The following is a 25,603-nucleotide window of genomic DNA, read 5'->3' as shown; positions in this document are numbered from 1 at the left end:
CGGAGGACACGACGCACGATCCTACGGATCGTAAAGACGATAAACCCCTCCGTTTAAACAATTCCTCCGAATTGTTTCGTAAATTCCTCCGGACTTACCGCCCGAGCTGGTCTCGGGGTGTGTGGTCGGTCCGGCGAGCACAGGGGAGGTTCCTGATGCGACTTCAAGCAGGCGGCCTATGGGAGTGGTGAGGGGATGTCTGCTTCTGACGGGGCGGTAGCGGGCAGTCGATGGGCCATCGGGTTCTGGCCGGTCATCACTCAACGTCCAGGCCACCTGATTCCAGTGTCTTGCGAGTCGCACCCTACCAGAGTTCGCCCCCCGGGTCCGCTTCCTTCCACCCCCCTGCATCACTACGTGATGCAGGGGTAGAATTTGTGAAACGAAGGCACCACCCCAGGGTCGGCAGACCCCTGGGTTTCCCTGCACAACATTTTCCCTCCAGTACCGGAGGGAAAACACCGAATCTCACTCCCGGCCGTCCGGTGTTTTGGTCAGCTCCGGAATGTCCCTTGATGCAGGGGGGGAATCCACGGTGTCTTTCGAGCGGTTTATTGTTGCGTTGATTTTCCTTCAGGGCGGAAATGGAGGGGCAGGGGATGGGAAACAAGATGGGTGAGATTCCGCTTTTCCCGCATCAGGTGGAGTTTGTTGATGCGGTTGTCCGGGGGCTTTCGGGGCCTCTGGATGGGGTGTTGTCTGCCCGGGGGTTGCGTGGGCAGGTGGTGTCGGCGACCGGTACGGGCAAGACGATCTCGGCGGCGACGGCGGCACTGCGGATGGTGCCCCGGGGGCTGGTGGGGGTGTTGGTGCCGACGCTGGATCTGCTGACGCAGACGGTTCAGGCGTGGCGTGCGGTGGGGCACAAGGGTCCTGCGGTGGCGGTGTGTTCGTTGGGGGCGGATCCGCTGCTGGAGGCGTTGGATGTGCGGTGCACGACGAATCCGACGCAGTTGGCGCTGTGGGCGCGTCAGGGGCCGATGGTGGTGTTCGCGACTTACGCGAGCCTGGTGTCTCAGGGTCTGGAGGACGACCAGGACGGCGACGGCGAGGGTGTGGCCGACGAGGAGCGTGCGGGGGCTCCGGGGGTGCTGGAGCAGGCGCTGCGCGGTTCGTACGGCCAGCGGATGAGTCCGTTCGACCTGCTGGTGGTGGATGAGGCGCACCGGACGAGCGGGGCGATGGGTAAGGCGTGGGCGGCTGTTCACGATCAGGAGCGGATTTCGGCGGCGCGGCGGCTGTACATGACCGCCACGCCCCGCCTGTGGGCGCCCGCTGCGGCATCCGGCGAGGCATCCGGTGGGGAGGGCGCGGAGAGCGGCTCTGAAGGCCGGTCAGAGGCGTTGGGCGGGCGGTTGGTGGCGTCGATGGACGACGTCGAGTTCTATGGGCCCGTCTTGTACGAACTCGGGCTGATGGAGGCTGTGGAGCGGGGCATCCTCGCGTCGTTCGAGGTGGATGTGCTGGAGATCCGCGACCCCGAGGCCCCGGGCGAGGGCGCCGTTGCGGAGGAGGTGCGGGGCCGGCGGCTTGCCGCTCTGCAGGCGGCGTTGCTCAAGCACGCGGATGCCACCGGGGTCCGGAATCTGATGACGTTCCACTGGCGCACGCTCGAGGCGATGGCGTTCGCGCGGGCGCTGCCGGAGACGGCCGCGGAGCTGCACGAGACGGATCCTGCGGTCTACCCGAAGCGGGTGGGGGCCGAGTGGCTGTGCGGGGAGCATTCGGCAGCCCACCGGCGGGTGGTGCTCGACCGGTACGCGAACGGGCTGGACGCCGACGGCTGGGTGACCGACCTGGGCATCCTGGCGTCGTGCCAGGTGCTGGGTGAAGGGGTCGACATCCGCGGCAGGCGCGGTGTCGACGGCGTGGTGTTCGCGGACACGCGCAGTTCGCCGGTGCAGATCGTGCAGATCACCGGCCGGGGGCTGCGGCAGGCCCCCGGTGAGGGGAAGGTCGCACGGCTGGTCGTGCCGGTCTTCCTGCAGGCCGGGGAGGACCCTGAGGACATGATGGCCTCCGCTTCCTACCGGCCCCTTGTAGCGGTGTTGCAGGGGTTGCGTGCCCATGACTCCCGGCTCATCGAGCGCATGGTCCTGCGCACCGCCAGCTCCCGTGGCAAGGCCACCTCGGTGGTGGCCCTCGATCCCGGACGCGAGGAGGACGAGCACGACGAGGGCGAGGACGGGCAGTCCGAGGAGGAGCAGCCGGCCTCCGACGGCGGCGCCGGGGAGGGCGCGGAGCAGGACGGCCGGGAGACGGACGCGGCGGCCGAGGCCGCCGGCGGCGAGGACGGGGGCCAGGAGGACGAGGACGGCCGCGGGGGTGTGCCGTTGCTGCGGTTCTCCCTGCCGCGCAACCCCGACGTCATCGCCGCGTTCCTGCGCACCCGGGTGCTGCGGCCGGACTCCGAGGTGTGGCTGTCCGGGCTCAACGCCCTGCGCAAATGGGTCGCGTCGCAGGGGCATGCCCAGGTGCCGATGGACACCGTCGTGCCGCTTGGGACGACCGAGAGCAACGGTGATGGCGGCAACGGCGGGACGTACGCGCTGGGAGCGTGGGTCAGCGAGCAGCGCCGGGCGTTTCGTGCGGGGACGCTGAAGGCATGGCGGGCTCAGTTGCTGGACGAGCTGGGCATGGTCTGGTCAGTCGTCGATGCCCGCTTCTACAAGAACCTCGCCGCCGCCCGGGGCTACTTCGCCGTGCACCGTACGCTCGCTGCGCCCAAGGACGCGTCCCTCGACGGAGTGGCGGTCGGTCAGTGGCTGGCCAACTGCCGCAAGGCGGGCGGGTTGGGCAAGGACGAGGAACGCGCGGCGGAGCGGCGCCGGGCGCTGGAGCGGATCGACCGGGACTGGAATCCGCCGTGGCCGCTCCAGTGGCAGCAGCGGTATGCCGCGCTCGCCGCGGTCCTCGACGACGGGGCCACCCTTCCCGAGATCCTGCCCGGCGTCACCGTGAGCGGCCAGGACATCGGCACCTGGCTCCGCGCGCAGCGGGAGGGGTGGCAGCAGCTGGGCGAAGGGCAACGCAAGCGGCTGGCCGAGCTCGGTGTCACGCCGCTGCCGGCCGCCGTGGAGCGGGCCCGGGCCAGGGCCGCGGAGGGCGGCTCTGCGGCCTTCGATCGGGGGGTTGCGGCCTTGGTGCAGTACAAGGCCCGTACGGGCTCTGTGACGGTGCCCAGGGCCCATGTGGAGACCGTGGTGGTCGACGGTCAGGAGCACGCGGTGAAGCTGGGGGTGTTCTTGTCGAACAGCAAGAGCCGCCGCGCGAAACTGCATGCGGACCGGCTCGCCGCGCTCGCCGCCCTCGCACTGGAATGGGCCGGACCACCACCGAGCTCACCCGGCAGCACGGAGGCGGCCGGCGACGTGCCCGGCCCGCCCGCGCCGTCAGACGCTCGGGTGCCGTCAGACGCTCGGGTGCCGGCGGCCGACGGAAACGGCGCCGGGGCAGAGGAAGAGCACAGGGCCCGGGCGGCGCGGAGCGGCAGGCGGGCGCAGCGCCTGCGTGAGCTCATGCGCAAGCACACCAAGACGGAACTGCTGCGCATGGCCTACGCGCGCGGTCTGGTGCCCTACAACTCCCCCGAGAGGTGGCGCAAGGACGAGATCGCCTCGACCCTCGTGGACCTCGAAGCCCGCGCCCAGCAGGACGAGAACCCTGCGCCGCCGGCCGAAGACCGCGCCCTCGGCACCACCTGACCCGTGGCTGCACCGGCCCGGGGAGGTTGCCCCGGGGCCGGGCGGCGCGTCCGCCCGGCCCCGGGGGGGTGATCGCAGTGGCCATTCCGGCGCCCCGAGGCCTGGCAGCTGGCAGCGCCGGCTCCGGCAGGCCGAGCGGGGCAGGTGAACGACCCAAGCAGTACCTCGTAGATCAGCGCGGGCGGGTGCGGGTTTACGGTGACGGTGAAGGGCCCGGAGTCAATTGGAGTGACTCCGGGCCCTTCGTTCGTGTGGTCAGGCGGCCCAGCCGACGGAGGAGACGTGGGTGTAGGCGTCCCAGTCGGTGCCGAGGCCGCTGCTGATGATCTCGTCCCAGATCGCGTCGAGTTCGTCGGTGTTGCCGTCGATCCAGGCGTCGACGGCGCGGTCCCACACGCCGCCGCGGACGTTGATGGAGCGGGTTTGAAGGTCGCGCTGGTGGCGGCGTTCGACCTGGGACTGGTCGACGGGGTCGATCTCGATGCGGGTGCCGCGGCCGCGGTTGTTGAGCCGGCGCTTGAGGTCGGGGACGGTGTTGCGGCGGCGCAGCTGCCAGTAGGCGGCGTCCAGGCGGGCGAGGTTGGCTTTGCTGGGGGTCTGTTCCTCGGCGAGCCAGGCGATCAGGGTGCGGGGGCGGACGTGGATGCCGGCGCGGTCCATGGCCTCGTAGCCGGCGTCGGAGGCGGTCAGGTAGCGCAGGCGGGCGGCCAGGCCGCGTGCGGTGCCGACGGGTGACTCGATGCCGGTGACCATGCGGTCGAGGCCCTCGGCCAGGGCGACCCAGCCGGGCAGGCCGCGGGCCCGGTAGGCGCCCAGGTCCCGCCAGCGGCCCGCTTCGGTGCCGGCCATCAGCGGGTCACCTTGCCGAGGGTGTACTCGCCGGAGGCCTTGGCGTCACCGTGCTTGATCTTCATCTGGGCCACGCCGCGGCCTTCGGCGAAGACCTGGCGCCAGTCGCCGGTGACGTGCAGCTCGTCGGTGCCCATCATGGCGACGACGTCGAGGCCGGCCTGGTGGGCTTTGTAGGCCTTGGCCCACAGGTTGGCGTAGGCCTGGCTGTGGATGTTGTGCATCCAGTCCGGGCGGATGACGTCGCGGTTGTGGATCGACTCGCCCATGGTGGAAACGAACTTCGAATACATCGCTTTGACGTACTCGGTGGTGACCGTGTCGTCTTCCTCGATCGCTTTTTCCCGCGCGGCGGTGAGAATCTTGCGGAGCGCGTCGAGGAAATTCTCTGTCGCGCCGGACGTCCACGATTCGTGGATTTCTGGCGCGCTGGTAAGGCCGTATTTCGGTCCGGCCAGGCGCGATAGCAGCCTGAGAGTGGCGTCGGTGACCCACAGTGCCCCGTCGGTGTCGCGGTCGCCGAGGGGGTTGGGCAGATGCGGGTGGCGCCATGGGGCGGGGGTGATCAGGTGGACTCCGGAGCGCTTGGGGTCCACGCCGTCGGCGCCGGTGGTGTGCTCCAACTTGCCGATCGGCAGCCAGCACTTGAGGGCGGAGAGGTAGGCCGCGTTGGCGTCGAGGGCGGTGACCTGGACGCTGCCGGGCAGCTTGAGGGAGAAGTCGGGGTGGTGGAAGGCGGGGCGGGCCTCCCAGATCTGGTCCGGCTCACGCTTCGAGGGCTTCTTGAGAATGTCCGGCAGCGCCGGATAGGCGGTGAACTGGTAGCGGGCGGTGGCCCGGGTCTCTTCGAACAACGTCATGACGTCCGGGATGGCGCGCTTGATCAGCGCCTTCAGTGCGGCCTCGGTGTCGCCTTCGGCGCGCTCCAGCTCCTCGTGCACGGCGCGGGTGATCAGGGTGTGGGTCTCGGCCTGGGCGCGGGCCGCGGACTTCGCGCGGCGCTGGGGACGGGTCGGCACCGGTGCCGGTACGGGCGAGGCCGTGGCGGCGGGTGCGGGAGCCGGTGTGGGGGCGGCTGTGGGCTGGGTGGCGGCCGTGGGCTGCGGGGCCGTGGGAGCCGCTGGGGGCTTGCACAGGGCGCCGGCGTGCAGGGGACGGCCGTCGGTGGACCGGTGCGGTGTGACAACGCCGCACCGGATGCACGGGCCCGGCTCCCCCTGGACGGCCAGCCCGTCGACGCCCCACGCAGTCTGGGCAGCCTGGGCGGCCTGTGGCGCGACGAACGCGGGCGCCACCGGCTCCGGGGCGACCGGGGCTGCTGCGCGGGCGGGATGGAGTCGGGCGAGGCCCTCCAGGAGGCGGAGGTACTTGCCCCGCGCGGGCGGTTGCGGCGTGCTGGAGCCGTCTTCCCAGTTGGCGACGGTCTGACGACCCACCCCCACCGCCGCAGCCACCTGCGCCCGGGACAGATCAGCGGCCTCACGCAGACGACGACGCTCCGCCGGCCCGGGCATACCCGCCGTCAACCGCGCTTCCTCCAACAAGGCTTCCACACCATCGAACTGGTCATCACTCATACACCCAACATACCGAAAATTGGACGCAAAATGGAAGCAGATTTGACATCCACTAGACACCAATTTGTCGTTCGATGAGGCGGACACAAGAAGGGCGCTGAGCGTGGCCCCTGGACAGAGGAGCAGACGGCGGACTGAGGACCGCAGGGCTAGGCACCAACCGAAGTGCCCAGGGACCCGACCTTCTTCGCCGTCAGAGCCGGACACTCCACCCCGGCCTGCACCGACGAACTCGCCCACAACCCCGGAACCTCAACCCTCGAACAGCACCCCCGACCAGCGCAACATAAACCTCCGACAATCGGAGGCACCGAAGTCGCCCGGCCCCCAGGCCGGGCAACGAAACCCACCACCCACACCAACCCCGCCCGCCCTTACAACCCACACCACCCACACCACCCCCCAACCCCACCAACACCCCCTACAACCCACAAACCACCACCAAACCACACACAAAACAGCACCAGCTGACCCCAGGCAGGCCGGTAGCTGCTGGCCCGGTCCATCACGCGGTGTGCCCAACCGATTGGTGCGGCTGAATTCCCGAGGTTGGTGTGGTGGCACCGAATTGAGGGAGAGCCAAAAAGATCAGATAGGCGCAACGCTCTGACCTGCGAAAACGAGGCCGCCGTATGCACCCTGTGCGCATACGGCGGCCTCGCAGACGGGGAGTCGTATGCATGTAGACGCATACAGGGTGACTGTCCAGGCGACACGCCCGAGCTATGCATGGATCAAGGAATAAGATATCGCTGCTGGTATGTTATGCGGCGTCAAGTTGATCAAAGGAGAACCCGTGGCCCAGCCCCAGCGGCGCAGTGCCCAGCCGCCCGCGAAGGCCGCGGTCGGCCTGACTCCTGCACCGGCGCCGCAGGACACTATTGACGGTGTCGAGTCCGCACGACAGCTGCTGACGAAACTTGAGGAGCTCGCTCGCAAGGGCGGAACGTTCAGCACCAACGCTCCGATCAAGCCGTACGCCTTCTATGGCGGCAAACACATGAGCACGTCGCAGGCCCTTCAGGAAAACCTGTGGAAGTTCGGGTTCTCTGAGACCGCCCGCAACGTGCTGGACCACCTGACGGTCCACCACGACGAAGACGCGCTGACGAAGATGACCCAGAAGACCCTGGCCTCCAAGTTCGGCTGCTCGCAGTCGAAGATCTCGCGTTCGATCGGGCAACTGACGAAGCACAACTTCGCCTGGAAGGAACGCCCCGGCCTGTACCGGCTCCACCCGCTCTACTGCTACCGGTGGGGCAGCGTGAAGCAGCGGCGGCTGCTGACGAAGCTCGGGAAGGGCACACTGACCAAGTACGAGATCGTCATCCCGACCGTCAGGAATGAGGCATCGCGGTGAACCACGACAACGTCCCCGGCTTCCACAACCCTGAGATCTGGGAGACACTGCCGAACGCGCGTCTGTCCCCCACTGCCCGAGACGTGCTCGATGTCCTCACCACCCGCCAGAACGCAGGTGGCCTCGTCGAAATCCGACAGCACGAAATCGCCAAACGCCTCGGGATCAGCCAGGCCGCCGTCTCCCGGGCCATCGGCCAGCTGAAGGACAAGGGCATCCTGGATGGCCGACACCGCCAGGGCGCGGTGCTCATCCACCCGCTGCTGGCCGGCTACGAGTCGATGACGCACATGATCAACCACCTCCAGGACCCGAGTACCTTCGTGTGGCCGTTGAACTTCCCCACCGGCGACATGCGCCCCCCGCGCGTCAGCGACGCCCGTAGCGGCACCGGCTTCGATCCCGACCCGGACGACGGCGAAGACGCACCGCTCCCCGACACCCGCCCGACGCTCCGGCTGGCAGGCTGACCCCGATCCGCGCAGATGAGGCGCCGCCCTTCCGGGGCGGCGCCTCATCTGCTGCGCGAGGTGGCTGGCCAGTCAGGGCGTATGCAGCAACTGTGCATAGAAATCGCGCGGCCCGACGGTCCCGAACCCGATGATGCAGTTCCCAGCGCTGGCGCGTGCCACCACGCAGCGGGACGCCGACCGGCAACTCGCCACCACAGTGGGCTGCTCACATCGACGCCCCCGTCGGCGGACGGGCGCGTCGCCGAGGCGCCCGGGCGGCAGGCCACAGCAGGCCACGGCAGGCCACGGCAGGCCACGGCAGGCCAGGGTTGGCAGCGCAGCAGCGTCGGCACAACCTCGGCAGCCGACCCGGCATCGTGATGCGTGTGGCCGGGGTCGGCGGAGCCGCACGGGCGGGCAGCGGGCCGACCTGGCGCTGCCGCGCCCTTGTCCTGAGGGGTGACCGTGCTATGACGAGTCCTTGACACCGCTGGCGCGGCTCGCGGGGTGGCGAGCCGCGCCAGGTGAGCAGGTACCGCGCGGGACGCCGACGGAGGGGGTCGGAGCGGTCCACCCGCGCCGGGGCCGCTATCCGAACCCGCGCCCTGGACCGGCCCGGACGGTGGATCATCATCCAGATGAAGTCGATTGTCGGAGGCTGCTGCCACGATCCGGCCATGTACATCTCCCGTGAGCGTGCGCGCTCCCTCTTCGCGGAGCTGACCCTGGGCACCGTGATCCCGCTGGTGGCGGACGACCTCGTGGACATGCCATATGCGCGGCAGCACGACCACGTCCTGTTCGGCGACGTCGCGGTACGCCGCTACAAGCACAAGTCCGTGTGGAAGTACGTCGAACGTGACATCCGCTCGGCATCCGGGCGGGAGAACCCGTCGCGGCCCATGGCGCGCAGTACGTCCAGCGGGAGGTAGGCCGGGCTGGTGGTGTGCGGGGTGGGATCGACGGTGACCCGGCCCCGGGCGGGATCGGCCCACTGGTAGGCGGGCCTGGTGCACCGCGTGGTCGTCGTCGCCGTCCAGCAGCAGCCTCACCGGCCACGCCGACGGGGCCGTCGGCGGCGCAGCGGCCTGCGGGCCGGTGGCGGGAGGAAGCGTGGGGGCGGTCACGGGCGCCGTCCGCCGTCGATCCGATCAGCCACAGCCTGCAGCATGCCCCCATCGGGCTTGCTCGCTCCGGTGGCGGCCAGAGCCCGCTGGGTGTGAAGGGTCAGCACGACCCAGCGGCGCAGACAGCCGTCGGCGAGGCGGGCGTCCAGCGCCTTCAGGTCGCCGGGCGCGACGCTCTGCCACAACGGATGCAACACGGGAATCGCCTGCGGGACCTGGTCGCGGGTGAGCGGCCAGATGTAGGGCCAGCCTGCGGTGCGGGTGGCGAGCATCCGCTGGGCGCGCAAGGAGCGTTCGCCGCGCGTCGCGGCGATGAGCACCACGCACAGCCCCTGGGGAAGGTCGTCGTGCAGGAAACGCACGTACTCAAAGCACGACGCCGACAGCCGATGGGCGTCCTCGACCACGACGATCCGCGGCTTGAGAGCCAAGGCGCGACGGATCAAGGCATCGGCGGCCCCGGGGTCGGCAGGCGCCTCGCCACGGAGCCCAAGTGCACGGTGAAGGGCGGCGCGCAGGTCCGCCGGCGCCGGCTGAGCCCGGAAGTCCAGCGGCAACAGCTCACCGAGGCGGCGGGCGGCGGTGTGGACGGCGAAGGTCTTGCCGACCCCGGCATCACCCAGCACGCACACAAACCTGCCCTGGGCGTAGGCGTCGGCGAGCGCATCGCCCACGGCGAGCATGCCCGGGGTGAGCAAGGTGCATACACCCGGGGTGTCAAGGAAGTGCAGGCCCGGTGGGGCAGCGTCTTCCATGACGGCGAAGGGCCCGGCCGCGGCGGCCGCGCCCCAGACAGCCGACGACGGGGGCAGGGGCGGGGTGGTCAGCACCGCTTCAGGGCCCAGTCCACGACCCGGTCGTCGACCTTGGCTGCCCCCAAGTGCTCCATGCCCTTGATCACGTGCTTGGTGACCTTCACCCACTCACGGAAGGAGCCGAGCGCGTACGGGGTGTCGACCCGCTTCAGCAACGCCTCATCCGCGCCCCTCCACACCGGGTGCGAGTCGGGCACGGTCTTAATAGGAGGATGCCGTCATAGATGTGACGCCCGAACAGGCCGCACTTGCGGTAGAAGGGGTCTGACCGAGATACGGGTCAAAGGGGCAACGGGATGATCTTGAAGCCCTGATCCGCTCGGCTTTACGTGCGGCGACGTGCAGCGGGGTCACGCTCGGCGACGTGCCGGGCGACCGAGTCGACTCCGGGGCGGGCGTACCGCTCCAGGGAGCGGACGGAGGCGTGGCGGGAGCGGGCCAGCAGCATCGGGGTGGAGGTGCCGTCCTCGGCGTCGTGTGTCAGGGCGCTGTGGCGTAGCCGGTGGAGTGTCCAGCCGTCCAGGTCCTCGATGTCCTCGGGTGAGGCGAGCGGGTTGGCCAGCAGCCGGGTGTTCTCCTCGAAGATCTCCTCGGCCCGGCGGTAGGAGAGCCGGGCCCGGCCGGTCTCGGGGCACACGTCGAGCGTCGGCGTTCCGGCCGGGGCCTTGCGGTCGGTGAGGAACAGCGGGCCGCGGGTGCGCCGGGCGATCAGTCGGGGCAGCAGCTGGGCAGTGCCCGACTGCCAGTGAATCCACTCCGTCGCCCCGCCCTTGGCGGTGATCTTCCCGCGCTTGTCGCCGGGCAGCAGGTCTTCCACGTTCAGGCACAGCACCTCATCGGCCCGTGCGGCGGACTCGTAGAGCATCTTCCACTGCGTCTTCTCCCGCAGTGCGACGTCGAGGCGCCACAGGGCGGCGATCTGGTTCTCGGCCAGGGCCTTGGTGCGGTCGGGCGGCGCCGGCCGCCGCTCGATGCCGATCGTCGGATCGCCGTCGATCCAGCCCTGGCGCTGCCACCAGCCGATCGCCTTGCGGGCGATGGACAGTTCCCGGTTGACGGTGTCGGCGTCCATCTCGTCCGCCCGTGCCGCCGCCAGCTCGGCCAGCACCTCCGGCAGCGCCGGGTCGTCGATCGCGGTGACGGGGAAGACGGGCGGCTTCGCGCCCCGGCGAGCCGGTCCGGTCGGCGCCGGTTCGCCGGCGAGCATCCATCCCCACGTCGTGAGGGAGATCCGGTAGATCCGTGCGGAGGACTTCGCGATGCCCGCGCCGGTGAGGTACCGCTCGACCGCAGTCGTATAAGTCGCCGGAGGGGCGGACAGGGGCACCACTCGGGCGCGTGGCAACCTGAGCGCGCCCCCGCTCCCGAGTTCGGTCACTGGTTCGATCGCCATGCCCGTCTCGCCCTCCCGGCGCTGCCGCAGTAAATGCATACACCTCACCTGCGGCGGCCGGAGAGTCCGCCGCAGGTGGTGGTGATCACGGTAGAGGCTCTGCCGCAGTAAATCCGGCATTTACTGCGGCAGCATCCTGACGGGCCGTCGGTGGACACAGGTCCGATAACCGGCTGGGGAAACGGAATCTCGACTACCGATATTCGCTGCCCCGTTGGCCCTCGCCCAGGTGTGCGGATCGGCTGCCGGACGCCGGGCCGATGCGCGATGACTCACCACTCCGAACGTCGAACGACGAAGGGACAGGCCATGGCCAAGGGAACGCGGATCACCGGCGAGGCGCGCGACAAGATCGCGGCGGATCTGAAGAAGAAGTACGACCCCGGTGCGGGCCTTCGGGCCCTGGCCCAGGACATCGGCCGCAGCTACGGCTTCGTCCACCGCATCCTCACCGAAGCCGGCGTCACCCTGCGCGGACGCGGCGGAGCCACCCGCAGCCAGCCCAGCGCGTAACCCGCCGCCGCACGGCAAACCCGCTGGTCACCGCCCCTGCGGACGCGTCATGACGACGCAAACCGAGAGGACCGCACCCCATGCTCCTGCCTGCCCTAACCGCCGAAGCCCGCGCGGAAATCCTCCGGAAGGCGGGTGCCGTCCGCCGCGGACGCAGCGAACTGCTCGACGCGCTCAAGCACGACCGCACCTCCTTGCTGGAGGTACTCGACCGCGAGGACCCGGTCGTGGGCAAGATGCTCGTCAGGCGCCTGCTGGCAGGACTGCCCAACATCGGCAAGATCCGCGCCGCCCAGCTCCTGGCCGACCTCGACATCTCCGAGCGCCGCCGCGTCCAGGGCCTCGGCTCCCGCCAGAAGGCACACCTGCTCGAACTCTTCCCGCCGCAAGCTTGACTGGCGGCGCTCTGTCGTCGCATCGCCGTAGTCCGCCACCCCAGCAGGGCACACGGGACAGGGCCCCGCAGCATGAAGCCCTGGCCCCGAGGGGAGACCAGGGCTGTCGGTCACACAGTCCGACGAAGTTGCCCAGGACGTGAAGCGTTCCGGGCAGCATGTGCGGGCGGCAACCGCGAAGCCGCTGGGGTAGTTACAGGTCTCAGGCCGAGGCCGACGGAGCGCAGGACTCGGCACCCCGGCGGTATTCGGCGTTTATGCGCTGGGCTTCCTCCAGCTGGTCTTCGAGGATGACGATGCGGCAGGCGGCCTCGATGGGCGTGCCCTGGTCGACGAGCTCCCGGGCGCGGGCGGCGATGCGCAGCTGGTAGCGGGAGTAGCGGCGGTGGCCGCCCTCGGAGCGGAGTGGGGTGATCAGGCGGGCTTCGCCGATGGCGCGGAGGAAGCCCTGGGTGGTGCCGAGCATGTCGGCGGCCCGGCCCATGGTGTAGGCGGGGTAGTCGTCGTCGTCAAGACGGCCGTACGAGTCGTCTGCTGTCATTGCACCTCTCTGTGGAACACGCTGGAGGGGCCCTGGTGCCGTTGGCACCAGGGCCCCGAAGGAACTGCTACACCATCTGCCAGCCCTGATACTGCGCCGGCCTTCTGTTTCCGCAGCCCCGACCAAGATGCTGTCGGGAGTGCGGGGATCGCGGTTGCTTGACCGGAGACCACCTCACTATCGATGTCCTGCGGTACCCGGGCTCAAGACTTCCGCCCGGGCGATCCTGATGGCGCCTGGCCCCTCCGTTCTTCCCTCTGGGATCAATCACTTACCTACTGCTGGTGATGCGAACTGCTCTGTGGCCTGCGACAGCGCCACTCTTCGGCAGCCAGCCCCGTCGCCCGTCCTGCATCTGCTCTGGCTTAGAACCCCACTGCCGAACTTCCCGGTGCGCGCGTCCGCAGCCGACGCCTTCACCGAGGTGCTGCTCACTGACTTCACTGCTGGGTACTGCGAACTGCACCTACCGAACTGCGGTACTGCTCACGGCAGCCCCTGATCACTGCGGGCCACCCAGTCCGGTCGTCAGTCCCGTCGCCGTCCTGCAACAACCCTGGCTTCGGAACTCCACCACCGAACCGTCCTGCGAACTGCAACTGCGGTACTGCTGCCCGGCAGTTCGTCTCTGCCGGGCCCTGTTGATCTCGGCTACGAGAGAAACCATAACTACGCCACCGACCAATGTCTACTCCAGCCGACATAGATTTCCGCGTGTTCGACGGTGAGGTATTCGACCTCGAACAGTGGTGGAGGGCGGGACCAAGCCGGGTTAACGGGCGGCAGCCGGGGCACAAGCCCCGGACACACAGGACCGGGCATTGGCGATCCAGAGACCAGGGGAACCTGATGGACACGATGAGCGTCAACGTCGCAACCCTCCGCTCCGCGACGTCCGTCATAGCGCCCGGGCGCCGACGCCGACCGGTTCTCCCACCTTGCTGTGCCGCAACATCGAGCGGTCCGGTGCCTGTACCTGCCGACTTTCACGGACGTACGCAGAGCAACCCGCACCCGAGCTTGCAGCGTGTACGACACCGTGAGCGCCGGGGCCTGACCGCCCGGTCACTGCAAAAGCGGCGCCCGAAGCCATAAGAGGTGGCTTCGGGCGCCGCTTCGACTGTACGACCAGTGCCCGCACAAGAAGGCTCACGGTCGGCTCAGGCGGCCTGGCCGAGTCCGGCGGCGGTCAGGTCCTGGTCGCGCAGCGGGGTGAAGTCGACGTCGAGTTTCGGGTCGTACGCGTCGGGCTGGATGCCGAGTTCGTGGGTGCTGTACTCGCCGAACCGGTTGATGTGTTCGGTCAGGTACGGCGAGATGTGCGCCAGGTCTTCCGGGTCGATCGTCCATCCCTCCTCCAGCATCTGCCGCACGATCTCCGCGATGTCCAGGGCGTTGTGGAAGATCACCGCGTTCGTGAGCAGCGCGTTGAACTTCATCGCCTTCTCCTGCTCGATGGGGTCGTTGTCGGCGATGACGCCGCGGTTGCCGAAGCCGATCCACTGGGAGAACCGGTTGAACGACTCGACCTTGTTGGTCGCCGCCGTCACCCGCCGACGTAGCGGCGCGTCCGAGAGGTAGCGCAGGAGCTGGACGGTGCGGATCACGCGGCCGACCTCGCGGAAGGCGGCGTAGGTGGCGTTCTTCCGCGAACCCGAGCGCAGGCGTTTGAGCAGTGTGGAGGAGGAGATGGTGCCCTCGCGTACGGAGACGGCCACGCGCATCAGGTGGCGGAACTGGGACTCGATCAGGTCGAAGTCGATGACGTGCTTGCCCGGCTCGCCGAACAGGGCGTCGATGTGCACGTACTCGCTCTGCTTGGAGGACCGGTAGAAGGTCAGTTCCTTCCAGTTCCTGATCCGGGGCATCAGGTCGAAGCCCAGCAGGTGGGCGAGCGCAAAGACAGGGAAGCTCTGGCCTTGGGTATCCGCGTGCACGGTGGTCGGCTGCACCTCGCTGGTGTTCTTCAGCAGACCCTCGATGATGTAGACGGCCTCCCACACCCCGCACGGGATGAAGTGCGTGAACAGCGCGATGTAGGTGTCCGAGACGTGGTGGTAGGCGATCCCGCCCGGCTTGCCGTACCGGACGCTCGTCTCGGACAGCAGGTTGTCAAGGTAGGTGTCCATGTGGGTGCCGTCCGCCGCCACGGCGGTGCCGTCGCCCCACGCCTGCGAGATGTCCAGGCGGGCGTGCGCGTTGACCAGGTCGGCGATCGCCTCGTTCAGCAGCACGATCGAGAAGTGCTTGTTGGCGACGTACGACAGCTCGTGCCCGCTCACGCCGGGGATGTGCCGGGCGGCCTCGTACGGGCCCATGTTGGTGCCCTTGACGAACGTGACGATCACGTAGCGGCCCAAAGGGTCGGTGAGCTTGGGCTCGTTGCCCGACGGCGGGCCGAAACGGCGCCACCACTCTACCCAGTACGCGGTCCGGGCCACGATCCCCATCAGAGAACGCTCCGGCATCCTCGCCTTGATCTCCTGCTCCAGCCGCTTCGCCGAGGGCCGCTGACCGTCCGCCCGGATCGCCTTCAGTGACGGGACGCCCGTCTCCGGATCGATCACCAAGCCGTCGTTCTCCGGGTACCCGGCGTCCGCCGCCGCGGCGGCGCCTCGCAGCTTGTCCTCCAGCTGCCGGCGGAAGAACTTCGCGTCGAACTCGGCACTCTCGCCCGCCTCGCACAGGCCGACTCCACCAGGTAGGACCCCAGCGTCTCCTGGACGACCTCCCAGGCCAGCAGCTGCTCGGACCAGTCGGCGTACTCCTCCGAGCCGACCACCGCGACGTCGCCGGTGCGCAGTTCCTCGGCGAGCGCGGTGAAGACCATCGCCTCGAAGTGCTTGCGCACGAACTGCCCGGTCCGGGTCTTGTCGACCACGGCCTTGCGCCAGTTCTGGGTCGGGAAGGAGAGGTCGACCTCCTTGCCCTCCTCGTTGAAGGCGGTGATGTACTCGCCGCGGGCGGCCTGGTGCCGCTGGGCGTGCGCGAGGGCGTCCAGCACCCGGCTGTCCTCGCTGGTCGCGGTGAACTTCAGCTTGTCGTTGTCGGCCAGGTCGAACATCACCGCCCGATCCCGGCTGATCTGCCCGTACAGCAGCACTTCCCAGAAGTTGCCGTGGTGGGCAGAGACCTTCTTGATCTGCTCGTACTGCTTCGCGAATCCACCGAAGCTGTCCACCGCGCGGGTGACCGCGCCGAACCCGCCGGCCTGTACCACCTGGGCCTTCACCAGGGCGAGGACCGCCGGGGAGACCCTGCCCTCCAGCCGCGTCGCGACCTCGTCAACCGACGCCTCCTCGTCCAGACCATCCAGGGCCTGGCGGACCTCGGCGGTCATGGCCGCGGCCTTCGTGAGAGCCTCCTGGGCCGGGCCGCCCTCGTCGATGTGCTTGAGCACCGTGCGGTAGTTCCCGATCAGGGACTCGACTATCTCCCGCTCGGCGAGCCGGATCTCCTCCAGCTCCGCCTTGGCCTTCTTGATCTTCGTCGCCACACGCTTGCAGAACATCGTCGCCAGGTCGTCCCGTCGCTGTCGCGCTCCTCCAGTAGCCGCATGAGCCCTGCCCGCTGAGCGACGCTCATGCGGTCGTGGATACCCGCGCAGATCGAGGCGTTCACCTCGGTGCGGATCTTCGAGGCCATCTTGTCGAAGGTGGAGAACCCCGGCAGCTCCAGCCCGGCCTCCACCACCTTCTCCAGCGCGATGTTGATCAGGTCCGCCGGGCGATTCTTCGCCGCGGCCTCCTTGCGGATCGACTGCTCGACGATCTGCCGGGCCTTGGCCTGGTCGTACGTCACGCCGGCCTGCTTGCGGACCAGGCCCCGGTGATGCTTGGCGGTCCGCTCCGCCCGGTACACCGGCAGCGTGCCCTCCGGCAGCTCCACCGCCCGCCGTACGAAGCCCACCACCATCTCCGGGACGTCCTCCAGCGCCGGGAAACACCCCATACGCCGGTACGACTTCAGCATCAGCAGCAGGGCTAGCAGATGCTCATCGCAGTCCGTGGCATCGGCCGCCCACTCCAGCTCATCGCGGCTCGGGGAGAAGAACAGATGCAGCTCATGCGCGGTGATCAGCCGCTTGAACCGCGGATACGCGGTCCGTTCAATCGGTGTCACAACCCACCCCAGGCCCCAGGCGACACTCAACATCACCACCAACGACACTGAGCCGAATGGGTGACGGGCGACGGGCGCTCAGGGCTTCAAGATCATCCCGTTGCCCCTTTGACCCGTATCTCGGTCAGACCCCTAGAACGCGCGGAAATCAATGCCGAACACGGACTGTAGAAACGTCGACGGCACGGCCGGACTGGTATGCAGCAACTGCGCATGGACCACACCCAGCCGTCACAGCGGCCTCCCGTCGCAGTCGACGGACCTCGCCGAACGGCCGGGCGCTGGGTAGCCAGGCGGTCGAGACGGGGCTCGCGCAGTTCCTCCCACGGCGTGCAGTCCTCCACGGAGCGCAGGCCGTGGGAGGCGATGTCCCCCAGAACAGCAACGAGCCGGTCCGGGAGTGCTGGGGCCCGCCCAGGCCCGAGGGGACACCTGCCTGGGCGGGCTGTCTGTGCACCCGGTCAGGTACCGGGGCCTTGCCCGGGGCTCAGCCCGCACAGCCTGGGACGCTGCCCGCGGGGACGCAGTTGTCCGGGGTGTTGCCGCGGAGGGCGGTGGCCAGCAGGTTCACCGCGTCGGAGTTGGAGGCGGTATTGCGGGTGACGCTGGTGGCGGTCAGCGTCACTGTGCCGTTGACGGTGCAGATGCCGCCGCCGTCGACGGCCGTGTTGGTCGCGGCCACCAGCGAACTCTCGCCGCACGGCACGGGGATCTGGATCTGGGCCTGCGCGGTGGACGGGAGAGCGACCAGTCCCATGGCCAGGGCACAGACGAAGAATGCGGACCGCAGAGCGTGGACAGCTGGCATGACGCCCCCAGATGAGGTTGCGTGAATGAACCGCCGACTCACCGATGCCGACGTACGGCACCGACCGGTCGGTCAGTCTCTGCCGGGAGAGCCTCCCCGCGGTTCGGCAGACAGTCGCACGGACATTCGGGCTGGGCACCCGAACGAGGCAACGGCAGGCCGAACTGTCACTCTCCCCGGAAGAAGATGGGCGTCCCACCGGATTGGAGTATCAGTAATCCACCGAACTGAACGGGGCAGCAAGGGCCACGACGCCGGGTCACCCGGACGGAAGAGCGCGCGATAAGTCGAGGCGTATCACGTACCACCACGCACGCCCCGTCTCACCTGGTGGCCCGCCCGTGCCCCCGGGCGGGCTTCGGTCGCTCCCTCCGGCCGGGGGCAGAAGCGCAGATCAGAGCCTGTACGCAGAACCAGACAGCGACCGAAGCGACTGAACGCCCATATCTATGACGCGCACGCGCGCCCGGGATGCCCTTATAGGTCGGAATTTCAGTCGCTTGCGACGCTTCCCTTGCCAAGAACACTGCTCTGACCTGCGGACTTGAGGGTTTCATGGAGCAGCGACGGGCCGCTGCTCCACTGGTGGGTTTCCGTCGCTGCTCGGGAAAGGCCCGGTGCCGTGCCCTCGCCGCCTGGCGGGCTCCGCCCTGGCAGCTCCGTCAGGCGCTGCCCGCCCGGGGACCGCGCTCAGGCATGAGGAAGAGTCATACCGAGTTCCCGCATCGCGTCGGACGGAGGCCCGCCCTCGGATCGCTGGGTTTTGTACCCCTTGACCCGGGGGGCGAGGGTGCGCGGGTCGACGGCCTCCGACGGTGCGCCGGACGCGTAGAGGCCCTCGGGCTGTCCGTCACGATCGTGGGGCAGGAGCCAGAAGACGCGGCGCAGGAAGGTACCGGAGGCGCGTGAGGAGCGCGCCGCAGAGCCGAGTACCGCATAGCCGACCATGCGGCCGTCGCGGTGGTAGGCGGGCTTCCCACGGCGGGTGTGGAGCCGGTCGAGGCTCTGGCGGACGTACTCGAGTACGTCCGTGTCCTCAAGCCAGACGAGATCGTCTTCGTGAGAGAGTTGACCGGGTTCGATGAGGGCACTCATGTGTTCTTTCCCGATTCAGGGTTCAACCCGATACCGGGGTAGAACTTGCGCTGGTTCGAAAGGATCATCTTCTTGGGAGTGGCGATGCCGACGGTTTCACGGACACGTGCGGCGAAAGCCCGTGAGGAGACCGGGCTGGCACCCTCAAGCTGGCACCAGTTCCGGTAGCTGTTGTAGAGCTGGGCCTGCTCCGCGCGTATGGCGGGATCCACCGTGCAGCATTCGCCCAGGAACCGGCCCGTGTGATCCTCGGTCTCCGCGTACGCGTTGGTGGCGGTGCGTACCTGCTGGGGGCCGGTCAGGTCACGAGGGCCGTTCAGATAGCGTCGCGCACCCATGACGAGCCAGTGCAGGATGCCGGGTCCTTCCTCGGTGACCAGGACATCGGCAAGGTTGTCGACCTTCCGATCGTCCGCGACGATCCGCTCGAACGGGATCAGCTTCATTCGGCGCCAGAACGCGTAGCCGCCGGTGCCGACCTCGGGCCGGTGGTTGCCGAGCAGCCACAGCTTGTGGGTGGGGGTGAAACTGAAGAAGTCCTGTCGCATCCTGCGGGCCTTGATCCGGTCCCCGCCGGTCAGCAGCTTGACGCGGGACTCGTCGAAGCGGTCGCCGGGCTTGAGTTCGGAACACACGATGATGCGTCGGCCATGCAGCTCGGCGAGGTCGGTGGGGTGTCCTTCGAAGGGCCGGGCCATCAGGAAGCCGGGCGGGGCGGCATCCGCGTAGTCGCCCAGAAGCTTGACCATGACGTGGAGCAGCACGCTCTTGCCGTTCTTCCCCTGCCCGTACAGGAAGGGCATGACCTGCGCGCCGACGTCACCGGTGATCGAGTAGCCCAGCAGCACATGCAGGAAGTCGATCATCTGCTGTCCGTCGGCGTCGTCGCCGAACGTGTCGGTGAGAAACCGCTGCCAGCGCGGTGTTCCTATCGGCTGGGCCTTGACGCTCGTGACACGGGAGTGGCGGTGCTTGTCCGGATCCGGCGCGGCAACCAGACCGGTGTTGAGGTCGACCACTCCCTCCGGTGTGCACAGCGCATAGGGATCCGCGTCCAGCAGCGAGGCGTTGAGGACCATCCCTGGTGCGGCCTTGGCCTGTACCAGCATGGCCTTCATCCCGGATGTCGACAGAGCTCGCCTGCGGTGCCGACGCAGTTCGGATCCGGCGTGCTGGCCGCGCGGATCGGTCTCCGCCATCGCCTCGGCCATCTCGCCGGCCGCCCACAGTACGGTGTCGTCCTCGTCGGCCTCCCACCGGTAGCCCGACCACCGGTACCAGCCCAGTCCCGGCACATGCCTGAAGTCCCGCCCGTACAGTGCCACGAACAGCTTGGCGTTGCCGCGGTCACTGAGGCTGTCGGGCAGCAGACCGTGCTCGGTGGCCCGCACCCCGGACGGCGCGGCTCTCTTGGCAGCCTGCGCCGGGACGGTGGCGGCGGGTGAGCCGAGCAGAATCTGCTGTGCGACCTCCTGAGGGTCGAACAGCTCCTCGTTGTGGCTCGGTGCGTGATTCACCTACGGTCTCCCAGCTTGAGAGGATGGCGGCTGCCCGCGTTCATCCCGGACTGGATGATGCGCAGTGCGCGGCGCTCCTGGTCCGGGCGTGCCTGAACCGCGGCCGCCACGAGGGCCGCTTCCGCGTCCGTCGCCGCCACATGGCCTGCGGCTACCAGGCCGCCCACGGTGTAGGCGGCTCGGTTGAGCTTGTGATTGAAGCCTGCCCCTTCCGCCACGGTGCCGCAGTCGAAGACCGGGGTCAGGACAGTGGCCAGAGTCGCTGCCGTGCTGCGGCCGCCGCCTGCGGCCAGGACGGCCTCCCGCGCCCGCTGCGGCACCGTTGTGCCACCATCCCGCTGGGCAGGCGGCCGCGGGCGGTGGCCGGTGCGGGCGAGTTCCACGGCAAGCCACTCCGGCAGCGGCGCGGGGCGACGCTCCGGCCCGAGCGCCCGGTACGTTCCGGCGGCTGTCCTGGTCCCGGGCGCGACGATGTAGCCGCCGTGGGCCCGTACATCCACCTGCCAGGCCAGCGCCCGGCCCGAACCTGAGCCCGCCGAACACCGCCACGCGTGCCCCGGTTCGGCGGCGTACCAGATGTGCAGCCCTCCGGACGGGGTGCGCACTCGCAGCGTTGAAGCATCCCGGGCCGGGTCTTCCGCGCCCCGGAGCGCCGCCAGCAGCGCGAGGGTGTGAAAACCGTGCTGGAGCCCGTGCAGTGACACCGAGGGGGGAATCGCGATGCCCGGCAGCACCCTGTTGCGCTCGGGCAGTGGTGTCTCGTGGGCATCGACGTCGATGACGACCAGGCCGGCCGCCCCGCACGCGACGCCCGCCCCGAACCCCGGCTGTCCGGCCCACCACCCCCGGAGGCGCTCGGCGTCGGTGGTCGCGGCGTGGAAGCCGTGACACCAGCGACCGGCCGCAATGCACGGGCATTCCCGGTGGGTGTGCCCAGGGCTCCGGCAATCGCGGCAATTGGCCGGCGGCGTCTTCTGGCCGGGGGCCAGTGGATGCGCCGGCCAGCCCTGCCGGGCGCACCACAGCGCGGTCGACAGGGCTTCAGGTAGCAAGGTTGCCGGCCGAGACGCTGCATTCCGGCCTGAGTTACTGTCACGAATCTGCAGATCAGGAACCATACCTACTTCCGTCAGCGACTGAAGCGACTCACCATCCGAATAGGGGGAGCGCAATTTGGCCGAAGATATTCAGGAACAGCCGTATGCTTTATCCACCACCTGCCGTTCCCGCGTCCCTCCGGCCGCGCGAAGCAATTGCGTCCCGGGGAACTCCCGAACCTCATGAGTGGAGACGAGAAACCCGTCCTTGTCTCATCCTCAGGGTTCAAACTGGCGATAAACCGACAGGTTGCAACCGGAAACATCTAGTTGGTTATACAGGCATGACTGAAGAGATCACCGTCAGATCCCAGCGCGATGCGAGGAGATCGCGGGCAGTCTGCCGCTCTCCTATCAGTTCCACGACCAAACCCTCTCCGTCCGCATGCCATTATTTGCTACAGCGTTGAGGCTGCACTATTCCCTATCTCAGGGTCAAACGATCACGCAAGCGGCGATCCGGTCACGCGGGCAGGCCGGGCGAAGTGCCCGCGTACAGCGTAATATGCCTGGTCACACCGGATCCGACGCTCCTCTCCGCCGTGGGGGGAGATTCATGATGCCCATGCGATCTCGCCTGCGATGGGCGGGCTTCCGCCGCTGCGCGGGCGTCGGCGATGATGCCGCGATGTGCACATGCACACAGATAGGCGAGGTCCGCGACGTGGCGGGCGCCGCGGCCGCCGCCTGCATCGCGAAAGGGAATCAGAAGAAGCGATTCACCAAGTCATCGTGATGAACCTCGCGGTTCCGAGTTCCTATCGATCGCACCTCGCATGCGCACTGATCTACTTCACCTCAAGCTGGGATGGATCAGCTCGGAGAGGTTCTCGATATTGATCCGAGTAATGCAAAGCATATTGCTACAACTGCGCCATACGGGTGATATGACGTCACTTCAGTTGCCGCAATATACGACAGGGAGGATAACTATCACTATCCAAACCGGTGGGCCGCCCACCCTCTCCGGGGGAGTAGCTGCTCATTTATCTGGTGGCTACCCAGGCGAGGTGAAGGCCTGGGCGTCCACCGGGTGGGGCTGCCGCGATGGGCACCCCCGTGGGAGGGGTTTGGATCCGCCAGTCGGCGTCAGTACACCGGCGCCGACTGGCGTGGCGGCCCATGTGACCTCTTCTGGGGGCACCATGCGAGCTTCCCGTCCTTGGCGATCCATCGTTGTTGCCTGTGCTCCGGATCCACGTTCGACGACGATTCCGGCACCTGCCGCCCGGCACCTGACTCCCGCGCTCCGCACGGAGACCGCCCTGGTCGGCGGTGAACGCCACCGGCGCGGAGCTCTCCTCGCTCACGGCGTTCTCCGCCCGTTCCCTCACCGGGAAACACGTCCGTGCGATACCGGCGGCATCACCACGAGCGGCGCCGGCAGCGCACTGTCCTTTTCTCCTTCGCCGCCGCAGGCCGGGCCTTCGGACCGGTATCCGGCACGTCACGGCACGACAGCAACGGGCAGGAACGGTCCGGCTTCGCGCCCCTCACGGAACCCGCCACCGGGCTTCCGGGGCGGGCGTCGCCTGCGTGCGAGCACATCGGCGGGGCAAGAAAAACGCAGCCGGTGGTCTGCCCCACGTCCCCCGTCCAGGAGCGCGAACCCGCCTCCCCGCCACCTGCGCACGAACCAGGAAGAGAGAAAGAGCCATGCTGTCGACTACACGATCGGGGGCACAGATCACACTGTCCCCCCGAGAGATTGAGCAGTGGCCAAGAACAGCGGCAGCCCAGACCCTGGCCGACACCTTGTCTCCCGGCAGACCGGCCTCTTTTCGCGTGCCGACATTGGAGCGGTCGGTACCGGTCTGCCGCCACTTGGCCCGGCTGTGGATGGATGCCGAGGACATCACCGATGACAGCACCCGGTCCGCGGCTCTGCTCGTGATCTCGGAGCTGATGACCAACGCCATCATCCATACGAACAGTCTTTCGATCACCAGTCGTTTACGGAAGGCCGGTGGCTGGCTTCTCGTGGAGGTACAGGACGAGGGCGGACCGGTGTTCGTCCCGCACCCGCGCCGCGCCGGCTACGCCAACGAGTACGGCCGTGGCCTGGCCCTGGTCGCACGTTCCGTCCAGGCACTGGGTACCCGGCTGGAGACCGACGGCGGGCGCACGGTCTGGGCACGGGTGTCACTGACCGGCTCCCGGCACGCTGAGGGGTTCCAGCAGTACTCGCCGAAAGACCAACGGAGTAGCCCCTGACCTGCGGAGATTCTCCGTTCTTCTTCAGACGTCGATGGCATCGATCTCCCGGACACGTTCAACGGACCCGTCCGTGTTCTTACTGGTCGGCGAGGCGGTGCCATTCGTGGGTGTGGCCTTGTTGACGGCTTGGCGTACCCGCTGGCGCCAGGCGGCCGTGCGACATGAGGGCCAGATCGAATTTTGGGTCCCTGCGATGTCCGTGTCCGTGACCTGGGATGAAGCGCTTTCCGCACACCGGGCATGCCGGGGAGACCTCGGTCTTGCGGCCGTCCAGGACGGCGAAGCCGATGTGCACCGCGTCGACCTGGTGGTGGCGTGCTCGCCGCGCAGCGGCCTTGCGGGCCCGGCCGTAAAATCGCGCCTCGGGGGTGGGCGCTCGCCCGCAGCGGCCTCCCGCACTGCAAACACCACCGACGCGCTTCCACCTCGCCCGTCCCGACCTCGCCTGGCGGACTCGGGCTGGTCTGGGCCACGTCTTCCCGGTACGCCCTCTCACTCTGACGGTCAGGTCCGGCTCAGCTCGTACTCGCACCCCAGGCGGAACAACAGCGACGGCGAGTCGTGTTCCATGGCGCGGGCCAGCAGGAACTCGTCCAGTTCCTTCAGTTCCAGCGACTTCGCCGACCGCCGCCCAGATACCTCGCCACCTGCCGCAGATAATCCGTACACGGCTGTTCCCGGGTGACCCCCGTGACCGCGCAACACCTCAACCGGCAGGCCAAGTTGTCGGGCCAGTCTGGGGACGCAGGAAATTCCGCAGGAACACCTCGTCAGCCTGGGTGAGGGTGAAGTAGCGGATCAGCTCGACGGCCCGTCCTGGATCCGCGGCTGGACCGGCCGGGTGCCGGCCGTCCAGTCCACCGGCAGTCACGGAACGTCCGCTTCCCCACGAGCGCCGACCCGCGGAGGAACTCGCGGGCCGACGCTGTTCACTGACTGGCGGTCGGCGTGGCGACGCGCCATCTGGGGCGCAGTGACGGGAGACGGTCAGACGTAGGTGTACCCGCCCGGGACGGTCGTGCTGCCGGCCCCCGTCGTTACCACGACCGGGACGTTGGCTGTGGCGGCCCCGGCCGGGCTGATGCCGAACAACAGGGTGCCAGAGGGGTCGGAACCGAGCACGGTGGCGGGAACTCCGTTGAAGGTGATGCTGGCTCCGTTCAGATTGGTGCCGACGATCACGAACGGTGTGCCGCCGACGACTGGGCCCGAAGCGGGGTTGATGCTGGTGGCGGTGGGGGGAGCGGGCAGACCCGGGTTCACGTAGGTGTACGCCGCGGGACTGCTCGTGCCGCTGCTGGTGGTCACGGTGACGGGCACAGTGCCCGCCGCGTGAGCCGGGGCCACGACGGCGACGGTGAGCCCCAGCGGGTCCTGCGAGACGATGGTGCCAGGCGTGGTACCGAACAGGACGCTGGTGGCACCGCTCAGGCCCAGCCCGAGGAGCTGAACCGTGTTGCCGCCCGCGGCCGGCCCGGAGTTGGGCAGGACCGCCAGGAGCAGCGGGCCGGAGGGGAAGGACGAGGGAGCGAGCGACCGCGACGGGTCGTTCGCGAGTACGGGTGCGGACATGATGGTTCCTCCTGCGGCAAGTGACTGCGTGCACCGGACCGTTGTGGTCCGTACGGGAACTGCCGGAAGACCGGCGGCGGGCTTCCCTGCGTGACGCAGGGCCCGGATGAGACGAGAAGGCTCTCGGTTCCTGGGAAGTCGGCCGGGCAGCGGCTCGCGGCGATGGGTCCGCTCGGACGGGGGGAGCCTCGATGGAGACTGGTGGCCGGCGGGCATCAGCCGCGGCGTGCGCACCACCGCCCGGCCTTGAACAGGCAGGCTGCTTCACCGACCGATGCGCGAACGGAAAAGCGCCCACTGGCTGGTGGCTCTGCTCAGAGAAACCCATCGTGGCAGTGGTCTGCTCGCCGAAGCCCTGCTGGTAGGGAGGGCCGAAACGGGCGGGCCGGTTGCCGAGCTCCCCGGAGAGGGATGGGCGGCCCACCGGTTCAATGAATCCAGTAATCCCA

Annotated in this window: 21 protein-coding genes and 1 pseudogene; 7 read left to right on the top strand and 15 right to left on the bottom strand. The window is 68.6% G+C overall.

The annotated features are described in order from the left end of the window. Nucleotides 1–584: 584 nt before the first annotated feature. Nucleotides 585–3,704 (top strand): Helicase associated domain protein, encoded by a 3,120-nt coding sequence (locus tag OG422_RS31790; protein ID WP_331757264.1) that lies wholly within the window; start codon nucleotides 585–587, stop codon nucleotides 3,702–3,704. Nucleotides 3,705–3,959: 255 nt separating this feature from the next. Here OG422_RS31790 and OG422_RS31785 read toward each other — a convergent pair whose 3' ends face one another. Together OG422_RS31785 and OG422_RS31780 are read right to left on the bottom strand one after the other, a co-directional pair. Continuing rightward, nucleotides 3,960–4,553 carry a transcriptional regulator gene (locus tag OG422_RS31785; protein ID WP_331757267.1) on the bottom strand — a complete coding sequence of 198 codons (594 nt, stop codon included), beginning with the start codon at nucleotides 4,551–4,553 and terminating at the stop codon, nucleotides 3,960–3,962. Beyond that, complete coding sequence (locus tag OG422_RS31780) at nucleotides 4,553–6,130, bottom strand: helix-turn-helix domain-containing protein (RefSeq protein ID WP_331757269.1); 1,578 nt, start codon at nucleotides 6,128–6,130, stop codon at nucleotides 4,553–4,555. Before OG422_RS31780 ends, OG422_RS31785 begins: the two co-directional genes overlap by 1 nt. A 796-nt stretch (nucleotides 6,131–6,926) precedes the next feature. Between OG422_RS31780 and OG422_RS31775 the strand changes: the two genes are divergently transcribed. The 3 genes from OG422_RS31775 (at nucleotide 6,927) to OG422_RS31765 (ending at nucleotide 8,874) form a co-directional block, all read left to right on the top strand. Continuing rightward, nucleotides 6,927–7,490 (top strand): hypothetical protein, encoded by a 564-nt coding sequence (locus OG422_RS31775; protein WP_405748214.1) that lies wholly within the window; start codon nucleotides 6,927–6,929, stop codon nucleotides 7,488–7,490. After that, a complete protein-coding gene (locus OG422_RS31770) occupies nucleotides 7,487–7,960 on the top strand; it encodes a winged helix-turn-helix domain-containing protein (RefSeq protein ID WP_143941733.1) in 474 nt (157 codons plus the stop codon). Before OG422_RS31775 ends, OG422_RS31770 begins: the two co-directional genes overlap by 4 nt. 620 nt (nucleotides 7,961–8,580) lie before the next feature. Then, nucleotides 8,581–8,874: a hypothetical protein gene (locus OG422_RS31765; protein WP_331757391.1), complete on the top strand. Its 294-nt coding sequence runs from the start codon at nucleotides 8,581–8,583 to the stop codon at nucleotides 8,872–8,874. Between the two features lie 191 nt (nucleotides 8,875–9,065). Here the strand turns inward: OG422_RS31765 and OG422_RS31760 are convergent, their stop codons facing one another. The 3 genes from OG422_RS31760 to OG422_RS31750 all read right to left on the bottom strand — a co-directional run bounded on the left by OG422_RS31760 (nucleotide 9,066) and on the right by OG422_RS31750 (nucleotide 11,316). Next, nucleotides 9,066–9,899 (bottom strand): AAA family ATPase, encoded by an 834-nt coding sequence (locus OG422_RS31760; RefSeq protein WP_405748212.1) that lies wholly within the window; start codon nucleotides 9,897–9,899, stop codon nucleotides 9,066–9,068. Beyond that, the gene (locus OG422_RS31755) at nucleotides 9,893–10,081 is read right to left on the bottom strand and encodes a hypothetical protein (protein WP_331757385.1); all 189 of its coding nucleotides are present in this window, start codon (nucleotides 10,079–10,081) and stop codon (nucleotides 9,893–9,895) included. Before OG422_RS31755 ends, OG422_RS31760 begins: the two co-directional genes overlap by 7 nt. Before the next feature lie 128 nt (nucleotides 10,082–10,209). Beyond that, complete coding sequence (locus OG422_RS31750) at nucleotides 10,210–11,316, bottom strand: tyrosine-type recombinase/integrase (RefSeq protein WP_331757383.1); 1,107 nt, start codon at nucleotides 11,314–11,316, stop codon at nucleotides 10,210–10,212. A 270-nt stretch (nucleotides 11,317–11,586) separates the two neighbouring features. Between OG422_RS31750 and OG422_RS31745 the strand changes: the two genes are divergently transcribed. Together OG422_RS31745 and mihF are read left to right on the top strand one after the other, a co-directional pair. Further along, entirely contained in the window at nucleotides 11,587–11,790 is a 204-nt protein-coding gene (locus tag OG422_RS31745; protein ID WP_405748210.1) for a helix-turn-helix domain-containing protein, read from the top strand. Between the two features lie 80 nt (nucleotides 11,791–11,870). After that, nucleotides 11,871–12,185, top strand: a complete 315-nt coding sequence (mihF, locus tag OG422_RS31740; protein ID WP_331757378.1) for an integration host factor, actinobacterial type — start codon at nucleotides 11,871–11,873, stop codon at nucleotides 12,183–12,185. 202 nt (nucleotides 12,186–12,387) lie between these two features. On the opposite strand, the gene OG422_RS31735 is transcribed toward mihF, so the two are convergent. From OG422_RS31735 to OG422_RS31700, 8 genes are all read right to left on the bottom strand, one after another. Next, nucleotides 12,388–12,726 carry a MerR family transcriptional regulator gene (locus tag OG422_RS31735; protein WP_331757375.1) on the bottom strand — a complete coding sequence of 113 codons (339 nt, stop codon included), beginning with the start codon at nucleotides 12,724–12,726 and terminating at the stop codon, nucleotides 12,388–12,390. Nucleotides 12,727–13,886: 1,160 nt separating this feature from the next. Beyond that, nucleotides 13,887–15,293, bottom strand: coding sequence for a transposase (locus tag OG422_RS31730; RefSeq protein WP_331757397.1), 1,407 nt, complete (start codon nucleotides 15,291–15,293; stop codon nucleotides 13,887–13,889). Then, the gene (locus OG422_RS31725) at nucleotides 15,290–16,222 is read right to left on the bottom strand and encodes a hypothetical protein (protein ID WP_405748207.1); all 933 of its coding nucleotides are present in this window, start codon (nucleotides 16,220–16,222) and stop codon (nucleotides 15,290–15,292) included. The genes OG422_RS31730 and OG422_RS31725 overlap by 4 nt, the downstream gene beginning before the upstream one ends. Then, nucleotides 16,156–16,848, bottom strand: a complete 693-nt coding sequence (locus OG422_RS31720) for a DUF4158 domain-containing protein (protein WP_405748205.1) — start codon at nucleotides 16,846–16,848, stop codon at nucleotides 16,156–16,158. Before OG422_RS31720 ends, OG422_RS31725 begins: the two co-directional genes overlap by 67 nt. 487 nt (nucleotides 16,849–17,335) lie before the next feature. Beyond that, the gene (locus tag OG422_RS31715; RefSeq protein ID WP_405748203.1) at nucleotides 17,336–17,656 is read right to left on the bottom strand and encodes a hypothetical protein; all 321 of its coding nucleotides are present in this window, start codon (nucleotides 17,654–17,656) and stop codon (nucleotides 17,336–17,338) included. Between the two features lie 690 nt (nucleotides 17,657–18,346). After that, nucleotides 18,347–18,751, bottom strand: coding sequence for a DUF6009 family protein (locus OG422_RS31710; RefSeq protein WP_143941731.1), 405 nt, complete (start codon nucleotides 18,749–18,751; stop codon nucleotides 18,347–18,349). After that, on the bottom strand, nucleotides 18,748–20,268 hold the full coding sequence (locus OG422_RS31705) for a phage/plasmid primase, P4 family (protein WP_251076614.1): 1,521 nt from the start codon (nucleotides 20,266–20,268) through the stop codon (nucleotides 18,748–18,750). Before OG422_RS31705 ends, OG422_RS31710 begins: the two co-directional genes overlap by 4 nt. Next, nucleotides 20,265–21,386 carry a bifunctional DNA primase/polymerase gene (locus OG422_RS31700; protein ID WP_331757356.1) on the bottom strand — a complete coding sequence of 374 codons (1,122 nt, stop codon included), beginning with the start codon at nucleotides 21,384–21,386 and terminating at the stop codon, nucleotides 20,265–20,267. The genes OG422_RS31705 and OG422_RS31700 overlap by 4 nt, the downstream gene beginning before the upstream one ends. A gap of 1,764 nt (nucleotides 21,387–23,150) precedes the next feature. Here OG422_RS31700 and OG422_RS31695 point away from each other — a divergent pair. After that, entirely contained in the window at nucleotides 23,151–23,579 is a 429-nt protein-coding gene (locus OG422_RS31695) for an ATP-binding protein (RefSeq protein WP_331757353.1), read from the top strand. Nucleotides 23,580–24,095: 516 nt separating this feature from the next. Here OG422_RS31695 and OG422_RS31690 read toward each other — a convergent pair. Together OG422_RS31690 and OG422_RS31685 are read right to left on the bottom strand one after the other, a co-directional pair. Further along, nucleotides 24,096–24,384: pseudogene (locus OG422_RS31690) on the bottom strand (DUF4158 domain-containing protein); the annotation flags it as partial. A gap of 185 nt (nucleotides 24,385–24,569) precedes the next feature. Then, nucleotides 24,570–25,154, bottom strand: a complete 585-nt coding sequence (locus OG422_RS31685) for an IPT/TIG domain-containing protein (protein WP_331757347.1) — start codon at nucleotides 25,152–25,154, stop codon at nucleotides 24,570–24,572. Between the last annotated feature and the right edge of the window lie 449 nt (nucleotides 25,155–25,603).

The sequence above is a fragment of the Streptomyces sp. NBC_01525 genome, assembly GCF_045040405.1.
GTDB lineage: Bacteria > Actinomycetota > Actinomycetes > Streptomycetales > Streptomycetaceae > Streptomyces > Streptomyces benahoarensis.
This window is presented reverse-complemented; position numbering and strand designations above follow the sequence as displayed.

Bases quoted from the DNA above. Each gene is read 5' to 3' on its own strand.
- OG422_RS31750 (WP_331757383.1), bottom strand. From the start codon at position 11,316: ATGCATTTACTGCGGCAGCGCCGGGAGGGCGAGACGGGCATGGCGATC.
- OG422_RS31790 (WP_331757264.1), top strand. From the start codon at position 585: ATGGAGGGGCAGGGGATGGGAAACAAGATGGGTGAGATTCCGCTTTTC.
- OG422_RS31765 (WP_331757391.1), top strand. From the start codon at position 8,581: ATGAAGTCGATTGTCGGAGGCTGCTGCCACGATCCGGCCATGTACATC.
- OG422_RS31685 (WP_331757347.1), bottom strand. From the start codon at position 25,154: ATGTCCGCACCCGTACTCGCGAACGACCCGTCGCGGTCGCTCGCTCCC.
- OG422_RS31735 (WP_331757375.1), bottom strand. From the start codon at position 12,726: ATGACAGCAGACGACTCGTACGGCCGTCTTGACGACGACGACTACCCC.
- OG422_RS31715 (WP_405748203.1), bottom strand. From the start codon at position 17,656: ATGCCAGCTGTCCACGCTCTGCGGTCCGCATTCTTCGTCTGTGCCCTG.
- OG422_RS31780 (WP_331757269.1), bottom strand. From the start codon at position 6,130: ATGAGTGATGACCAGTTCGATGGTGTGGAAGCCTTGTTGGAGGAAGCG.
- OG422_RS31710 (WP_143941731.1), bottom strand. From the start codon at position 18,751: ATGAGTGCCCTCATCGAACCCGGTCAACTCTCTCACGAAGACGATCTC.
- OG422_RS31700 (WP_331757356.1), bottom strand. From the start codon at position 21,386: ATGGTTCCTGATCTGCAGATTCGTGACAGTAACTCAGGCCGGAATGCA.
- OG422_RS31745 (WP_405748210.1), top strand. From the start codon at position 11,587: ATGGCCAAGGGAACGCGGATCACCGGCGAGGCGCGCGACAAGATCGCG.
- OG422_RS31785 (WP_331757267.1), bottom strand. From the start codon at position 4,553: ATGGCCGGCACCGAAGCGGGCCGCTGGCGGGACCTGGGCGCCTACCGG.
- mihF (WP_331757378.1), top strand. From the start codon at position 11,871: ATGCTCCTGCCTGCCCTAACCGCCGAAGCCCGCGCGGAAATCCTCCGG.